Below are 14,950 nucleotides of genomic sequence, written 5' to 3'. Positions count from 1 at the left end.
AGCCATGACGAACCTCGAAGACGCGCTCGACGAGATCGACGTTCTCGCTGCAGCTGAGGCGGCAGCTGCCACGCCGACGAAGTCCGCGCTCGACGACAAGATTAACGAGCACTTCGCCGGTGCCGTCGTCCGGAAGGACCTCGTCAAGGCGGTCCGGGGCAACGCTGTGGTGCCGTCCTACGTCCTGGAATACCTGCTGGGCCAGTATGCCGCATCCGACGATGAGGCAACCATCCAGGCTGGGATCGACACCGTGCGACAGATCCTCGCCACCCACTATGTCAACCGCAACGAGCACATGCTCGTGAAGTCAGAGATTCGCCGCAAAGGCCGCCACCGCGTGATCGATAAGGTCACCGTCACGCTCAACGAGAAGGACGACGTCCACGAGGCAGAGTTCGAGAACCTCCAGATCAAGGGCGTGATCATCGATGACGTCACGGTCAAGCAGAACCCAAAGCTCCTCGTCGGCGGCGTATGGTGCATCTGCGACATCGAGTACTTTCACTCTGATGACCCACGCGTCGTGCCCTGGATTCTCGACAAGCTCAAGCCCATCCAAGTAGCCGGCGTCGACATCGACCACTATTACGAGGCCCGCAGGGCGTTCACGACGGAGGAGTGGGTCGACCTGCTCATGCAGTCGATCGGCCTCAACCCCGAACAGTACAACGAGCGCGGCAAACTCATCGCGCTGACACGGCTCATTCCGTTCGTTGAGCGCAACTATAACGTCGTTGAACTGGGGCCCAAGGGCACCGGTAAGTCGCACACGTTCAGCGAGTTCTCTCCAAACGGCATTCTCATCTCCGGTGGCGAAGTCACCGTCGCCAAGCTATTCGTCAACAACGCCAGCGGCCGTATCGGGCTGGTCGGGTACTGGGACTGCGTCGCGTTCGACGAGTTCGCCGCCAATAGGCGCACTGACCAGAACCTCGTCAACGTGATGAAGAACTACCTCGCAAATAAATCCTTCTCGCGCGGCACCAGTATCTACGGCGCTGAGGCCTCAATGGCCTTCATCGGCAACACCACCCACACCGTGCCCTACATGCTGAAGCATTCCGACTTGTTCGACGAGCTGCCCGACGCCTACCGCGACCCGGCCTGGCTCGACCGCGTCCACCACTACATCCCCGGTTGGGAGGTCGCCCCGATCCGTTCGGAGATGTTCTCCACGGGGTACGGTTTTGTCGTCGATTACCTCGCCGAGATCCTGCGCGCGAAGCGGTCGGAGGACTTCTCGGACAAGTACAAGGCCTATTTCACGCTCGACAGCTCGATCTCGACGCGCGACCAGGACGGCATCCGCAAGACGTTCTCTGGGCTGATGAAGCTCGTGCATCCCACCGGAGAGGCCCCAGAGGACGAGATCCGTGTTCTGCTCGAGTTCGCGATCGAGGGGCGCAAGCGCGTCAAGGACTCAATCCTGAGGATCGACGCCACGATGCGCGACACGCCTGTCCGCTTCCGCTACGCCGACAAGGCAGGGGTCTGGCGTGACGTCGCCACTCTCGAAGAGAGACAGTACCCGCAGCTGTACCGGCGGGCCTGGGACGCAACGCCCGAAGGTGACGGCGGGTCACGTGAAGCCGCGCTTGCGGCAACTCAGCCGTCCCCGGCACAATCAACGGCTGCTCAGGACGCACCCGCGGGGCCCGCACCCGCCGTGTTGGCCGAGGGGCATCGGGACTTCATCGCAGGTCAGAGAGGAGTCTCCTACGAGACCCTTCTTCTGCCGTACCTTCGCGGCGCATCCAAGATCACGATCACGGACCCCTACATCCGCATGCCCCATCAAGGCCGCAACCTCGCCGACCTGCTCAGCCTCCTCGCCGCCGCCAAGGACGACGCCGACGAGATCGACGTCGTGCTCGTCACCACGGAAGAACCGAAAGCCGAGTTCAAGCAGCGTCAACTGCTGATGCTCAAGGACCTCAAGGACGCGTCCGATGCAGTGGGTGTCCGCCTCGCCGTGCGGCTGGACGACACCATCCACGACCGCCGAATCGAGACCAACCACGGCTGGCGTATCGATCTAGGTAAGGGCCTCGATATCTGGCAGAGGTCAAGCGACAACCCGTTCGACTTCGGCCGTAACCGCCAAGAGTTCCGGCTCATCGGCTCGGCATTCACTGTCCACTACGTGACGGTCCCGTCGTGAGCTCCGAGGAGGACAAGGTGTCCAACCTGATCGTTGGCTTCGCTGAAGGCGCCGCAACTAGCGACCTCGTTCTGGGGTAAACCGATGACGGTGTGAAAGCGTTCCTGTCTCCGGGCGATTAACTTGACTTGGACCGCTTGACAACCCTCCGGACGGTCGCAGTGCCCGACACCGGATCGACTCATGGGAAGCAGATTGCGCGTGTCGGGAGGCTCAGCAATACGCGAGGTCGTGCGTTTCCAGTCCAGAACCGATTCCCATGGGACGATCTACCCATGCCCGGTACGCTCCATGCCCATGTCGTTGAAGGAACTCGCCTGAGGGTTGACGTGGTTTCCGATCAGGGAGCCACGCTATCCATGACGGGATCGCTGGAGGACCTCGAAGCAACCGTCGAGGTCGACGGCGTTCTCGCGGAGAACCCAGCTCTCCGAAGCAATATGTGGTCATATGCGAAGGCCTGGTACGTCGCGCACACGGTATCAAACGCAGACGCCTTGAGCATTGCTGATCCCGATGCCCAGGCGGCCGCCCTGAAGCTCGTGGACGAGACTCGCCAGATCGCCCAGAAGCGGGCTGAGTCGTACGCGAAGACTGCGCAGTGGATCGCAGACGTTGCTGATGATCTGTCCCAACTTGATGTCGAGACCGCATGGTGTTCGTCCTGCTTCTCCAAAGCGCAGCACCGCAAGTCCAATCGGCCTGGCGGTCAGCTACCCGTGTTCGTGTGTCAGGGATGCGGATCGCCGACCCTGCCGTGCGTTGCGGTCGGATGCGACAACATGGCTGTGCGCGAACGAGGCGCACTCAGGATTCCGCGATTCTGCGCCGAGCACCGCCACGACATCTCTGGGTTCGAGAAAGCGCAGGGTACGATCGGCGAGCTTCACGACTACGAGGATTACCTTCAATACGAGAAGCCCAACCTCGACAGAGCATCCAAGGTCGTGGTCGGCGGCGCTGTCGCTGTGGGCGTGGCAGTCCCCCTTGGTCTCCTAGCTGCGCCCGCGATCGGAGGTGCGATCGGTTCGCTGGGAATGTTCGGCGGGCTGTCAGGTGCGGCGGCCACGTCTCACGGGCTCGCTCTGCTTGGAGGCGGAAGCCTTGCTATGGGTGGGCTCGGAATGGCCGGCGGCACGGCCGTCGTGACGGCCGTCGGAGCGGCCGTGGGTGGTGCGCTCGGCGCGTCGGTCGTCAACGCCTATTTGCGAGAGGACAGGTCATTCCGAATTGAGCTTCTCCGGCCAGGAAACGGAGGTGTCCCCGTACTGGTCGCGAATGGCTTCTTGACGGATGGCAAGTCCGACAAGTGGGGCGGATGGAAGGCGATCGTCACCGACCGCTATCCAGATTCCCCTGTTTACCGTGTGCACTGGGGAGCGAAGGAGCTTCGCGACTTCGGCCTCCTGGGCGCGAGCGCTTTCGGCAAGGCCGGAGGTGTCGCGGCGGCGAAGGCCGCGGCCGCGACCGCCACGAAGGCGGGCGCGAAGGTACTTGGGAACCTTGTCGGCCCGGCGATGATTGCCACGGACCTCGCAAAAAACCCATGGCACGTTGCGAAGAGTCGCGCGGACAAGACGGGCGTGATCGTCGGCGACTTGCTTGCCCGAACCGACGCGGAGTCCTATGTGCTCATCGGACACAGCCTGGGGGCACGCGCGATGGTGGTTGCCGCACAGACATTGGGCACAAAGCCGGGCGGGCCAAGGATCGAGTCCGCGCATCTGCTGGGGGCCGCGATCGGTGCCAAGAGCAACTGGGACAGCCTCACTGCCGGGGTTGACGGCGTCGTCTATGGATATCACTCGAGCACGGACAATGTACTCAAGTACGTGTACAAGAGCGCCCAAGGAGGAGAGACAGCTGCTGGGCTAGGCGGCTTCATCCCCGATTCGAGCAAGCTGCAGAACGTTGACGTCTCAGCCGATGTGAAGACGCATTTCGACTACCAAGACAACGTCCGACTCCGCTGATCGAAGGGGCTGTATCGGCCGAGCACTGGCGCTCCGCCCTCATCGGGGCCGAGCGCCACCGCACGGCGTACTAGTCTCCTCGCGGCCCCCGGCCGATGATCGTCTGCGGCACCACCCACTCCCGCATGCGCGGGAGGTTCCCCAACGGCGACCACAGGCCGATGTGCTCCTTGTCCAGCACGATGCCGGCGACGCCATGCTGCCCCAGGGACTCCAGGTAGTCGATCGCCTGTGGGGTGGGCAGTGACAGCACCACCGACGCGTCCTGGCCGAGCTGGGTCGCGGACTCCAGCGCGCGGTCACGGCAGCTGTAGACGCAGATGACCGGCCCCATCCCGGGCGGCTGCACGGCGTACGGGGTGGGGGAGTCCGGCGCGCCCCGATTCACGAAGAACCAGAGTCCGAGTCGGGCGGCCGCCTGCCACACGGCGATCTGACCCGCGTCATCTCTGGAGTCGGCGGCAAGGCGATCCAGTTCTGTCACCAGCACCGGTGCGTTGTCGAAGTTGTTCATTCGTGCTCCCATCACCATCATCGCAGGCGTGGCATATGCACATGTAGCGCCGGGCGTGGCCCGGAATTGCGTAACAAGTCGCGCTATTTCACATTGCGGCGGCATGCGACGACATCGGCGAACCGGGGACGGTGGCGATTTCTAGGGTCGATGACTACCAAGTCTTCCCCCAGCAAGGAGCCACACATGTCCTCGATCCACCGCCTCACTCCACCGGGCATCGCGCTGCTTGGTGCCGCGCTTCTGCTCTCCGCCTGTGCCCCCGCCGGAGCGGTGAGCAGCGGGTCCGGCGAACAGCCCAACAGCAGCAGCGCATCGCCCGTCACGGGCGGGACGCTCACCTTCCTCGAATCCCAGATCCCCACCTGTCTCTACGCCGGCGGCGGCGGGTTCTACCCGAACGCGACGCTGATCAACCAGCTCGGCGACAAGCTCACCTACCAGGACCCCGAGACGCGGGAGATCACCCCGTGGCTCGCCACCGAATGGGAGGTGAATGCGGACGCCACCGAGTACGTCTTCCACCTCCGCGATGACGTCACCTTCTCCGACGGATCGCCGCTGACGGCGGAGGTCGTGGCCCTCAACTTCGACCACTTCGGACTCGGAGACGAGGCTCTCGGGCTCTCGAAGCAGGAGTTCGTCTCCAACTACGTCAGCAGCGAGGTGGTGGACGAGCACACCGTGAAGTTCACCTTCAGCGCTCCCAGCCCCGGCTTCCTGCAGGCGACGAGCGTCGTGGGAGCCACGATCGTGGCCAAATCCACCGCCGAACTGCCCTACGAAGAGCAGTGCCAGATCGACAACTACGTGGCCTCGGGCCCCTTCACGGTCTCCAACGTGGTGCCCGAGCAGCAGTACGACCTCGCCGCCCGCGACGACTACGACTGGGCTCCGGCCGCCGACGAGCACCAGGGCCGCGCCTACCTCGACGCGATCAGCGTGATCGTCACCCCCGAGGACAACGTCCGCATCGGCGCCCTGACGTCCGGCCAGGCCGACGCGATCCGCGCGGTTCAGGTCTACGACGTCGCCAACATCGAAGCGGCCGGCAGCACGGTCTACTACGCGCCCACCAACGGCGTGAACCCGCAGTTCGCGCTGCGTCCGGGCAACCCGCTCCTCGCCGACATCCAGGTGCGTCAGGCGCTGCAGAAGGCGACCGACGTCGAGACCGCCGTCAAGACGATCTACCTCGGCAAGTTCGACGTCGCCACCTCCGTGCTGAGCCACGGTGCGACGGGTTACGTGGACCTCTCCGACAAGCTCGGTTACGACCTCGAGGGCGCCAAGAAGCTCCTCGACGAGGCCGGCTGGGTGGAGGGCGCCGACGGCATCCGCGCGAAGGACGGCGTGAAGCTGGAGCTCACCACGTGGCCCGGTGCGGTGTTCCCGCTCAACCAGCAGCTGGACGAGCTGATCGCCGAGCAGTGGAAGCTCGCCGGCGTGCAGCTGAACATCGTGACCCCCGACCAGGCCACCGCCACGGCCGGGTCCAAAGACCCGCTGCAGCAGCCGGTCGCCATCACGCACGTGGGTCGTGTCGACCCCGACGTGATCTGGTCGAACTTCGGCTCAAAGTCCAACCGCAACGCCCTCGGCTTCACCGCCGAGACGGCTGACGCCACGCTGGACGCCCTGCTCACCGACATCACCCGCCTGCCCACCACGGAGGAGCGTTACGCGAAGGCTGCCGAGGCGCAGGAGTACCTCATCGACCAGGCCTACGTCATCCCGCTCTACGAGCTGCCGCAGACCTACGCGGCGCAGAGCAAGGTGCACGGTCTCAGCTGGGAGGCGGTCGGTCGCGTCGACCTGACCGACGTCTGGCTGCAGCAGTAGGTCACCGACGGAGAGCAGGAAGGAGAAGAGACGATGGCACGTTATCTGATCGGACGGGTGCTGCAGGCGCTGCTGGTGTTGTGGATTGCCTACACCGCCACCTTCTTCCTGCTCTCCGTCCTCCCCGGCGACGGAATCATGATCAAGTTCGAGAGCCCGGAGATGGGACTCTCGGCGGCGGAGATCGAAGCGATCCGCCAGTACTACCACGTGGATGATCCCACCCTTATCCAGTACCTCAACGCGGTGATCGGGACGCTGCAGGGAGACCTCGGCTACTCGATCCAGAACGCCGTCCCGGTGCGCGAGCGCCTGGCCACCGCAGTGCCGCAGACCCTCTCGGTCGCGATTCCGGCCTTCGTGCTGGCCGTGGTCCTCGCGGGTGTCTTCGCCCTGCTCGCCGGATTCGCCCGCTTCGCCTGGCTGCGCCGGTTCATCCAGTCGATCCCGTCGCTGCTCGTGTCGCTGCCCTCCTTCTGGGTGGGTCTGCTGCTGATCCAGGTGTTCTCGTTCCAGCTCGGCTGGGTTCCGATGATCAACCCGAACCCGGTCCAGGCCCTCGTGCTGCCGATCATCACGCTCGCGATCCCGATCTCGGCCCCGCTCGCGCAGATCTTCCTGCGCAGCCTCGAAGACGCCCAGAGTCGGCCGTTCGTGCAGGTGGTGCACGCGAAAGGTGCCGGTCGGTGGTGGGTGCTCTCGCGTCATACCGCGAAGAACGCCCTGCTGCCGACGCTCACGATGGCGGGCCTGATCTTCGCCGACATCCTCGCCGGCTCGGTCGTGGTGGAGACGGTGTTCGGCCGACCCGGCATCGGCCGGCTGATGTCCGACGCCGTCGCGTCCCAGGACCTGCCCGTCATCCAGGCCGTGGTGATCATCGCCGCCGCCCTGTTCGTCACCGTCAACCTGCTGGTGGATCTGCTCTACCCGATCCTCGATCCCCGGCTGCGGCGCCAGTGGACCGCGACGGAATCCCGCTCCCTCGACACCCGACAGGAGGTGGTGGCATGACCGCCGCCGTGACCCTGCGCTCATCCGGCACCGAGGCGGTGCGCGTCGCCCATCGCATCGAGAAGCGCCGCATCGCGCTGCCGTCCATCACGCTCATCCTGGCCTGGCTCGTGATCGCCGTGGTCGTCGTGTGGGCCATCGCGCCCTGGTGGCTGGCTCCGTCCGGACCCTACGACCCCGTGGCCGGCGGCCTCACCGGCCCGAGTGTCGCCCACCCCTTCGGCACCGACCAGGTGGGGCGCGACCAGCTCGCGCGCGTCATCTTCGGAGCCCGCGAGTCGCTGCTGGGTGCCGGTATCGCGGTCACCATCGGCCTGGGCCTCGGCGTGCTCCTCGGTGCGATCTCCGGATCCGTCGGCGGCGTGGTCGACACGATCATCATGCGCATCGTCGACGTGCTCCTGGCGGTCCCCGGTCTGTTGCTGGCGCTCACGCTGGTCGCGCTCCTGGGTACCGGGACGATCAACACCGCCATCGCGGTGGGCATCGGATCCATCGCCGGATTCGCACGCCTCGTGCGCAGCGAGGTGGTGATGGTCCGCGAGACCGAGTACGTGGAGGCCGCCTACAGCTCCGGCGGGTCATTCGTCACCGTGCTGTTCCGCCACATCCTGCCGAACTCGCTGCTTCCCGTGCTCGCACTGTTCGCGCTGCAGTTTGGTGGGGCGATCCTTGCGCTGTCCACGCTCGGCTTCCTTGGCTACGGCGTCCAGCCGCCGGATCCCGAGTGGGGAATGATCATCGCGCAGGGACGCAACCTGCTGAGCTCCGCGCCGTGGGTGACCGCGTTCCCGGGCCTGGTGATCCTGCTCGTCGTGCTGTCGTCCAACCGCATCAGTCAGTCCCTGGGGGTGCGCCGATGAGCGCCTTGGAAGTTCGCGATCTGGTCGTCGGCTACGAGACGCGACGCGGTCGGGTGATCGCGGTCGACGGCATCGACATCACCATTCAGCCCGGCGAGACCGTGGCGCTGGTGGGCGAAACCGGCTCCGGCAAGACGACCGCTGCTCTCGCCTCGATCGGCCTGCTGCCGCAGGGGGCCAAGCTGTTGCGCGGATCCGTGACCCTCGGTCGCACCGACATCACGCGACTGCGGGGCAAGCGGCTGGAGCGTCTGCTCGGCAAGGAGGTGGGCCTGATTCCGCAGGATCCGACCGCGTCGCTCGACCCGCTCAAGCCCATCGGGTGGCAGATCGGCGAAGTGCTCCGCATTCACGGCGAGCGCTCGCGGGACCGCATCGACGAGGAGGTGCACGTGCTCCTGGAGCGTGTCGGACTCGCCGACGCGAAGCGCATCGCGCAGTCCTACCCGCACGAGCTGTCCGGCGGTCAGCGCCAGCGCGCGCTCATCGCCGGCGCGGTCGCGCTGCGGCCCGCGCTCATCGTTGCCGACGAGTCCACCAGCGCCCTCGATGTCACCGTGCAGCGCCGCGTGCTCGACCTCATCGACGAGATCCGTCGCGAGGACCGCAGCGGCGTGCTTCTGGTCACCCACGATCTGGGAGTTGCAGCGGAGCGCGCGGACCGCATCATCGTGCTGCGCCATGGCGTGGTGGAGGACGACGGACCCATCGACGTGATCCTCGGCGGACGCGCGGGGGAGTACACCCGCACCCTCGTGGCCAATGCGCCCGCGCTCAACACCCCGCCATTCCGCGATCCGCTGCCGCTGACCGACGCGGAGCCCGAGATCGTCGTGAAGGGTCTGGTCAAGCGCTTCGGCGCCCAGCGCGGGAAGGACGCGGTCGCCGCCGTCAACGACGTGTCCTTCACGGTGGCGCGCGGCACCACGCACGCCATCGTGGGGGAGTCCGGATCGGGGAAGTCGACCATCGCGCGGATCCTGATGGGGTTCGAGTCGGCGACGAGCGGGTCCGCCGTGGTGGCGGGCCGTGATGCCACCACGCTCGCCCGCGGCGAGCGGAAGGAGTTCTGGCGCCACGCCCAGTACGTGTACCAGAGCCCCTACGCATCGCTGGATCCCACGATGAGCGTGCTGGACATCGTGGCGGAGCCGCTGATCCGCTTCGGCATCGCCGACCGACGCGCCGCGCGCGTGCAGGCGGCCGAGCTGCTGCATCGAGTGGCCCTCGATGAGCGCTACCACGATCGCCGTCCGCGTGAACTCTCCGGAGGCCAGCGTCAGCGCGTCGCGATCGCTCGGGCGCTGGCTCCGAACCCCCGTGTCGTGATCCTCGACGAGCCGGTGTCCGCGCTCGACGTCACCGTTCAGGCGCAGATCCTCGACCTTCTCGAGGAGTTGCAGCGCGAACGCGGCCTCACCTACGTCTTCATCTCCCACGACCTCGCCGTGGTGCGCCGTCTCTCCGACACCGTCACGGTGCTGCGGCGCGGTGAGGCCGTGGAGCAGGGTCCGGTGCGCTCCGTGTTCGAGGACCCGCAGCACGAGTACACGCAGGCCCTGCTCGACGCGATCCCGCGCGTCGTGCTCGACCTGTTCGAGATCTGATCCCCCATCCGCTGACCCACACAAACCCTTGGAGAATCCATGTCATCGCTGCCCGTGGACGTGATCGATCAGATCGCGTCCGTGCCCGCCGACCTCGACGCCGTGCGTCGTCGTCGGCCCGATACGCGCGAGTACGCGCAGAAGTACTTCGAGTCGATCTTCGAGCCCATCGACGACTCGCAGCTCGTCGTCAGCGACCGCTGGCTGCTGGCCGCGTTCGTCACGCGACTGACGGCGGACGACGCGACGGCCGCGTACTACGCGGGCGAGGCTCGTCGCGTCGCTCCCGAGCAGGCGGAGGCCGTGCTGGCCGCCGCCGAGCGCTGGGTCACGTCTGGTCCGTTCGGCCACTACGCCGAGCCCGGTCTCGCCGGGGAGAACACCGACGGACTGCGGCTGCAGGCCGAAGACGTCGACGGCATCGAGCCTCGCCTTGCTGCGGGTCTCGCTCACGCCCACCTCGTGACCTACCGGCTGCGGGAGACCGACGGCTCGTCGCACGATCTGCTGCTGAACGCCGGGTGGAGCATCGACGGCATCGTCACGCTCTCGCAGGTGTTCGCCTTCCTCGCTTTCCAGCAGCGCGTCATCGCCGCGCTCACGGTGCTGAAGGCGGTGGCGGCATGAGCGTTGTCGAGACCGCGGCTCTCACCTACGAGCTGCCCCACCCGGACGTGTTCACCACCGAGCAGGTGGGCTGGGTGCCCTGGCTGAAGCCGCCGACGCGTGACGAGCTCACACAGCGCCAGATCGACGGTCTGGACGACGAGCGTCGAGCGGCGAGCCCGTACTTCCGGCTGCTGGCGCGGGATCCCGAGCTGCTCTACAACCGCACGCGCACCGACAAGGGCATCTTCTACAACGAGGACGCGGGCGCTCCCCGTGCCGACCGCGAGCTCGCGGCTGCGGTGGCCTCGCGCGTCAACGGCTGCGTGTTCTGTGCGTCGGTGCACGCGCGCTTCTCCGGCAAGCTCTCTCGCCGCGAGGAGGACATCGCGCGGCTTCTGGAGGAGGGCGTCGACGCGGACCTCGGTCCGCGCTGGAACGCCGTCAAGGACGCGGCCATCGCGCTGACGCAGACCCCGATCGCGCTGACCACTGCGCACGTCGAGGCGCTGCAGGCTGAAGGGTTCGACACGCTGTCAATCCTGGACGTGCTGCAGGGTGCGTCGTTCTTCAACAACGCGAACCGTCTGATGCTCACCCTCGGTCGCGCCGTGAAGCCGGGTGTGGAGATCGACCCGTCCTGACGACGAAAACACAGCGGGGCGGGGATCCGTGATCCCCGCCCCGCTGTCGTGTCAGCCGCTTACTGCGCGGCGACCTCCTGCGCGCCCTTGAAGTAGAGCGTGCTGAGCGGGGTCAGCGTCCAGCCCTCCACCGTGGGGGCGAACATCACGTTGCGCGCGCGGTAGTAGGTGTTGATGAGGGCGCTGTCCTGGCCGACGAGGATGTCCTCGGCCTGGTGCATCAGCTCGGCGCCCTTCGCGGCGTCGGTCTCCGAGTTGATCTGGGTGAGCAGCGCGTCGAACTCCGGGTTGGAGTACTTCGCGTTGTTCAGCTCGGAGCCGGTGGCCCATCCGGCGAGGAAGGTCATCGGGTGCAGGTAGTCGCCGCCCCAGCCCATCGCCGCGATGTCGAAGTTGCCGGCCTTGATGCCGTCGTAGTAGACCTTCCACTCCTGGGTGGTGATGGTCATGTCGATGCCGAGATTCTTCTTCCACATCTGCTGCAGCGCCTCGGTGACCTTCTTCACGGTGTCATCCGTGTAGTACGACAGCTCGATCGGCGGCAGGCCTTCACCGTTGGGGTAGCCGGCCTCGGCGAGCAGCTTCTGCGCGGCCTCGATGTCGCCGGTGGGCTTGATGCCCCAGTCCGGACGGTCCTCGGTGAAGTCCTTCCCGTCCAGCACGTAGCCGGGCGCGACGATGCCGGTGGCCGGCTTGTCGGTGGACTGGAGCACCTTGTCGATCAGCGCCTGACGGTCGATCGCGAGGCTGAGCGCCTGGCGCACCTTCGGGTTGTCGAAGGGGGCCTTGGTGAGGTTCATGATGAAGTAGCTCGTGCCGAACTGCGGGACGGTGTACAGGTCTTCGCTGTCGGTCTTCAGGCGGGGCAGATCATCGGTGGGGACCGCGGAGATGCCGTCCACCTGACCCGACTCGAACGCGGTGAGCGCGGTGGCCTGGTCGGGGATCACGCGCAGGGTGATCTCCTCGAGGCTCACCTTGTCCGCGTTCCAGTAGTTGGGGTTCTTCACCAGCGTGATGCTCTTGCCGAACGTCATGTCGCTGACCATGAAGGCGCCGTTGCTGACGTAGGTGTCAGCCTTCTTCGCCCAGGTGTCCGCGTTGCCCTCAACGACGTCCTTCTTGACGGCGTTGAATGGGTACATGTTCAGCATCGGCAGGAAGAACGGCGTCGGCGTCTTCAGCTTCACGACGAACGTGTCCGCGTCGGGGGCCGAGATGCCCACGGCCGACTCGTCGCCCGTTCCGGCGTAGAACTCCGCGGCACCGACGATGTAGTCGGTGAGGAGGTTCGCGTACTGTCCGGCCAGATCCTGGTCGAGCACGCGGAACCACGAGTACCGGAAGTCCTCGGAGGTGAGGGGGCTGCCGTCGGACCACTTCAGGTCGGGACGCAGATGGAAGGTGTACTCGAGGCCGTCGGCACTCACGTCCCAGCTCTCGGCGAGGCCGCCCACCAGTTCGTTCTTGGCGTCATAGGTGACGAGCGGCTCGAACGTGTTCATGATGACGGGCGACGCGAAGCTGTTGCTCGTCACTCCCGGGTCGAGGCTGTCGGCCTCCTCGTTGACGGCGAACACGATCTTCTGGTCGGCCGCGGCTGTGTCATCGCCTCCGCCGCCGGTGTCCCCGGCGGAGCAGCCGCTGAGCAGCAGGGCCGCGACCGCCACGAGCGCCGTGGCGCCCAGAGCGAGCTTCTTCATTGCGTTACTCCTTCGATGTTGGTGTTGCTGTGTGACGGGCGCGAACCCGTCACGAGACCATGTGGCAGGCGACCTGATGTCCGTCGCCGACATCGCGCATCTCCGGCACGACGTTCGCGCAGATGTCCTGTGCGAGCGGGCAGCGGGTGCGGAAGCGGCATCCGCTGGGCGGCGTGATGGGGCTCGGGAGGTCGCCGTCGATGGATGCCTCGACGCGACGGCTCGATGCGGCCGGATCAGCGATCGGCACGGCGCGCAGCAGACCCTGTGTGTACGGGTGCAGCGGGTTGCGGTAGATCTCCTCGCTCTCGCAGAGCTCCACCAGCTGGCCGAGGTACATCACCCCGACGCGATCGGAGACATGCCGCACCATCGCGAGGTCGTGCGCGATGAAGAGGTACGTGATCCCGCGCTCCTCCTGGAAGTCGCGCAGCAGGTTGATCACCTGCGCCTGCACGGAGACATCCAGCGCGGAGATCGCCTCGTCGGCGATGACCACGCGCGGGTTGAGGATGAGCGCCCGCGCGATCCCGATGCGCTGACGCTGGCCGCCGGAGAACTCGTGCGGATACCGGGAGACGTGCTGTCCCGACAGGCCGACGGCCTCGAGCATGTCGCCCACGAGGTCTCGTGCGGCGCGCGCATTGCGGACGATGCGCTGCGCGATCAGCGGCTCCGCGATGATCTCGCCCACCGTCATGCGATCGTTCAACGACGATGCGGGGTCCTGGAAGATCATCTGGATCTTCGGGCGGATCGGCCGCAGCTCACGATCCTTCATGCGCGCGATGTCGACGCCCTCCAGCCGGATGCTTCCCGCGGTCGGCTCGTACATCCGGATGACGGTGCGCGCAACGGTCGACTTGCCGCAACCCGATTCGCCGACCAGCCCGAGCGTCTCGCCGGCGCCCACCGAGAAGCTGACCCCGTCCACGGCGTGCACGACGGCTCCGCGCTTCCCGCTCACCGGGAAGTGCTTGACCAGGCCCTCCACCTCAAGCATGAGCGCTCCTCACCTCGGTCAGCGGGTTGTTCTCCGCCGGTGCCTCCGGCGACAGCAGGTGACAGTGCGACACGTGGGTGTCGGACAGCCGAGTGGCCGGCGGCGGAGTGGTCTGACAGATCTGGCGCGCGTAGGCGCAGCGATCTGCGAACGCGCAGCCCTGCGGCGGGAACATCAGATCGGGCGGCGTACCCGGAATCGACTCGAGGCGCTGCTCGCGATCACCGTCGATGCGGGGAACGGAGGCGAGCAGGCCGAGCGTGTAGGGGTGGGCCGTGTGGGAGAAGATCTCATCCAGCGTCCCCTCCTCCACGATCGTCCCGCCGTACATCACCGCGACGCGTGAGCACACCTCGGCGACGACTCCGAGATCGTGCGTGATGAAGATGACGCTCATGCCGAGCTCCGCCTGCAGGCGGCGCAGGATGCGGAGGATCTGGTCCTGGATGGTGACGTCCAGTGCCGTGGTCGGCTCATCGGCGATGAGCACCTCCGGCTTGCAGGCGAGCGCCATCGCGATCATCACGCGCTGGCGCATGCCGCCGGAGAACTCGTGCGGGTACGACGAGTACCGCCGCTCCGGCTCGGGGATGCGCACCATGCGGAACAGCTCGAGGACGCGCTCCTTGGCCTCCGCCTTCGACATCTTCTCGTGCGTGTCCAGGAGTTCGCGCACCTGCTTGCCCACCGGGATCAGCGGGTTGAGGCTCGACATCGGGTCCTGGAACACCATCGAGATGCGCTTGCCACGCACCGCGCGCAGCTGCGCGTCGGAGAGCGTCGCGAGGTCTTTGCCGTCGAAGCGGACCGATCCGCCGACGATCTTCCCGCCGTGCGCGAGCAGCTGCATGATCGACATCGCCGTGACGCTCTTGCCGCTGCCCGACTCGCCGACGATGCCAAGGATCTCACCCGGAGCCAGATCGAAGCTGACGCCGCGCACCGCCTTGACCTCACCCTTTCGGGTGAAGAAGGAGGTACGCAGATCGTCGACCTCGAGGACGTTCGCGCTCATGG

At 66.3% G+C, this 14,950-nt stretch carries 12 protein-coding genes; 8 read left to right on the top strand and 4 right to left on the bottom strand.

Going from position 1 to position 14,950, the window contains the following annotated elements; genetic code table 11:
• Window positions 1-4 precede the first annotated feature (4 nt).
• Window positions 5-2,164: a BREX system Lon protease-like protein BrxL gene (gene brxL / locus ABTV68_RS20505; RefSeq protein WP_433675512.1), complete on the top strand. Its 2,160-nt coding sequence runs from the start codon at window positions 5-7 to the stop codon at window positions 2,162-2,164.
• Between the two features lie 275 nt (window positions 2,165-2,439).
• A complete protein-coding gene (locus ABTV68_RS20500; RefSeq protein WP_433675511.1) occupies window positions 2,440-4,137 on the top strand; it encodes a DUF726 domain-containing protein in 1,698 nt (565 codons plus the stop codon).
• 70 nt (window positions 4,138-4,207) lie between these two features.
• On the opposite strand, the gene ABTV68_RS20495 is transcribed toward ABTV68_RS20500, so the two are convergent.
• Entirely contained in the window at window positions 4,208-4,651 is a 444-nt protein-coding gene (locus ABTV68_RS20495) for a hypothetical protein (RefSeq protein ID WP_433675510.1), read from the bottom strand.
• 186 nt (window positions 4,652-4,837) lie between these two features.
• Here ABTV68_RS20495 and ABTV68_RS20490 point away from each other — a divergent pair, with 186 nt between their 5' ends.
• From ABTV68_RS20490 to ABTV68_RS20465, 6 genes are read left to right on the top strand one after another with little or no spacing between them, the layout of a single operon-like run.
• A complete protein-coding gene (locus tag ABTV68_RS20490; protein ID WP_433675509.1) occupies window positions 4,838-6,493 on the top strand; it encodes a TIGR04028 family ABC transporter substrate-binding protein in 1,656 nt (551 codons plus the stop codon).
• Window positions 6,494-6,526: 33 nt separating this feature from the next.
• Window positions 6,527-7,507 carry an ABC transporter permease gene (locus tag ABTV68_RS20485; protein ID WP_433675508.1) on the top strand — a complete coding sequence of 327 codons (981 nt, stop codon included), beginning with the start codon at window positions 6,527-6,529 and terminating at the stop codon, window positions 7,505-7,507.
• Entirely contained in the window at window positions 7,504-8,370 is an 867-nt protein-coding gene (locus tag ABTV68_RS20480; RefSeq protein WP_433675507.1) for an ABC transporter permease, read from the top strand. Before ABTV68_RS20485 ends, ABTV68_RS20480 begins: the two co-directional genes overlap by 4 nt.
• Window positions 8,367-9,977 carry an ABC transporter ATP-binding protein gene (locus ABTV68_RS20475; protein ID WP_433675506.1) on the top strand — a complete coding sequence of 537 codons (1,611 nt, stop codon included), beginning with the start codon at window positions 8,367-8,369 and terminating at the stop codon, window positions 9,975-9,977. Before ABTV68_RS20480 ends, ABTV68_RS20475 begins: the two co-directional genes overlap by 4 nt.
• Window positions 9,978-10,016: 39 nt before the next feature.
• Window positions 10,017-10,604 (top strand): CMD domain protein, encoded by a 588-nt coding sequence (locus ABTV68_RS20470; protein ID WP_433675505.1) that lies wholly within the window; start codon window positions 10,017-10,019, stop codon window positions 10,602-10,604.
• Complete coding sequence (locus ABTV68_RS20465; RefSeq protein ID WP_433675504.1) at window positions 10,601-11,227, top strand: alkylhydroperoxidase domain protein; 627 nt, start codon at window positions 10,601-10,603, stop codon at window positions 11,225-11,227. The genes ABTV68_RS20470 and ABTV68_RS20465 overlap by 4 nt, the downstream gene beginning before the upstream one ends.
• Window positions 11,228-11,286: 59 nt before the next feature.
• On the opposite strand, the gene ABTV68_RS20460 is transcribed toward ABTV68_RS20465, so the two are convergent.
• From ABTV68_RS20460 to ABTV68_RS20450, 3 genes are read right to left on the bottom strand one after another with little or no spacing between them, the layout of a single operon-like run.
• Window positions 11,287-12,930, bottom strand: a complete 1,644-nt coding sequence (locus ABTV68_RS20460) for a peptide ABC transporter substrate-binding protein (RefSeq protein WP_433675503.1) — start codon at window positions 12,928-12,930, stop codon at window positions 11,287-11,289.
• A gap of 49 nt (window positions 12,931-12,979) precedes the next feature.
• Window positions 12,980-13,933, bottom strand: a complete 954-nt coding sequence (locus ABTV68_RS20455; RefSeq protein WP_433675502.1) for an ABC transporter ATP-binding protein — start codon at window positions 13,931-13,933, stop codon at window positions 12,980-12,982.
• On the bottom strand, window positions 13,926-14,948 hold the full coding sequence (locus ABTV68_RS20450; RefSeq protein ID WP_433675501.1) for an ABC transporter ATP-binding protein: 1,023 nt from the start codon (window positions 14,946-14,948) through the stop codon (window positions 13,926-13,928). The genes ABTV68_RS20455 and ABTV68_RS20450 overlap by 8 nt, the downstream gene beginning before the upstream one ends.
• Window positions 14,949-14,950: the final 2 nt, after the last annotated feature.

The sequence above is a fragment of the Microbacterium gorillae genome (assembly GCF_050990725.1).
GTDB classification, from domain to species: Bacteria; Actinomycetota; Actinomycetes; order Actinomycetales; family Microbacteriaceae; genus Microbacterium; species Microbacterium gorillae_A.
Note: the sequence above shows the minus strand (reverse complement) of the source record. Positions and strands in the feature narration are given on the sequence as shown.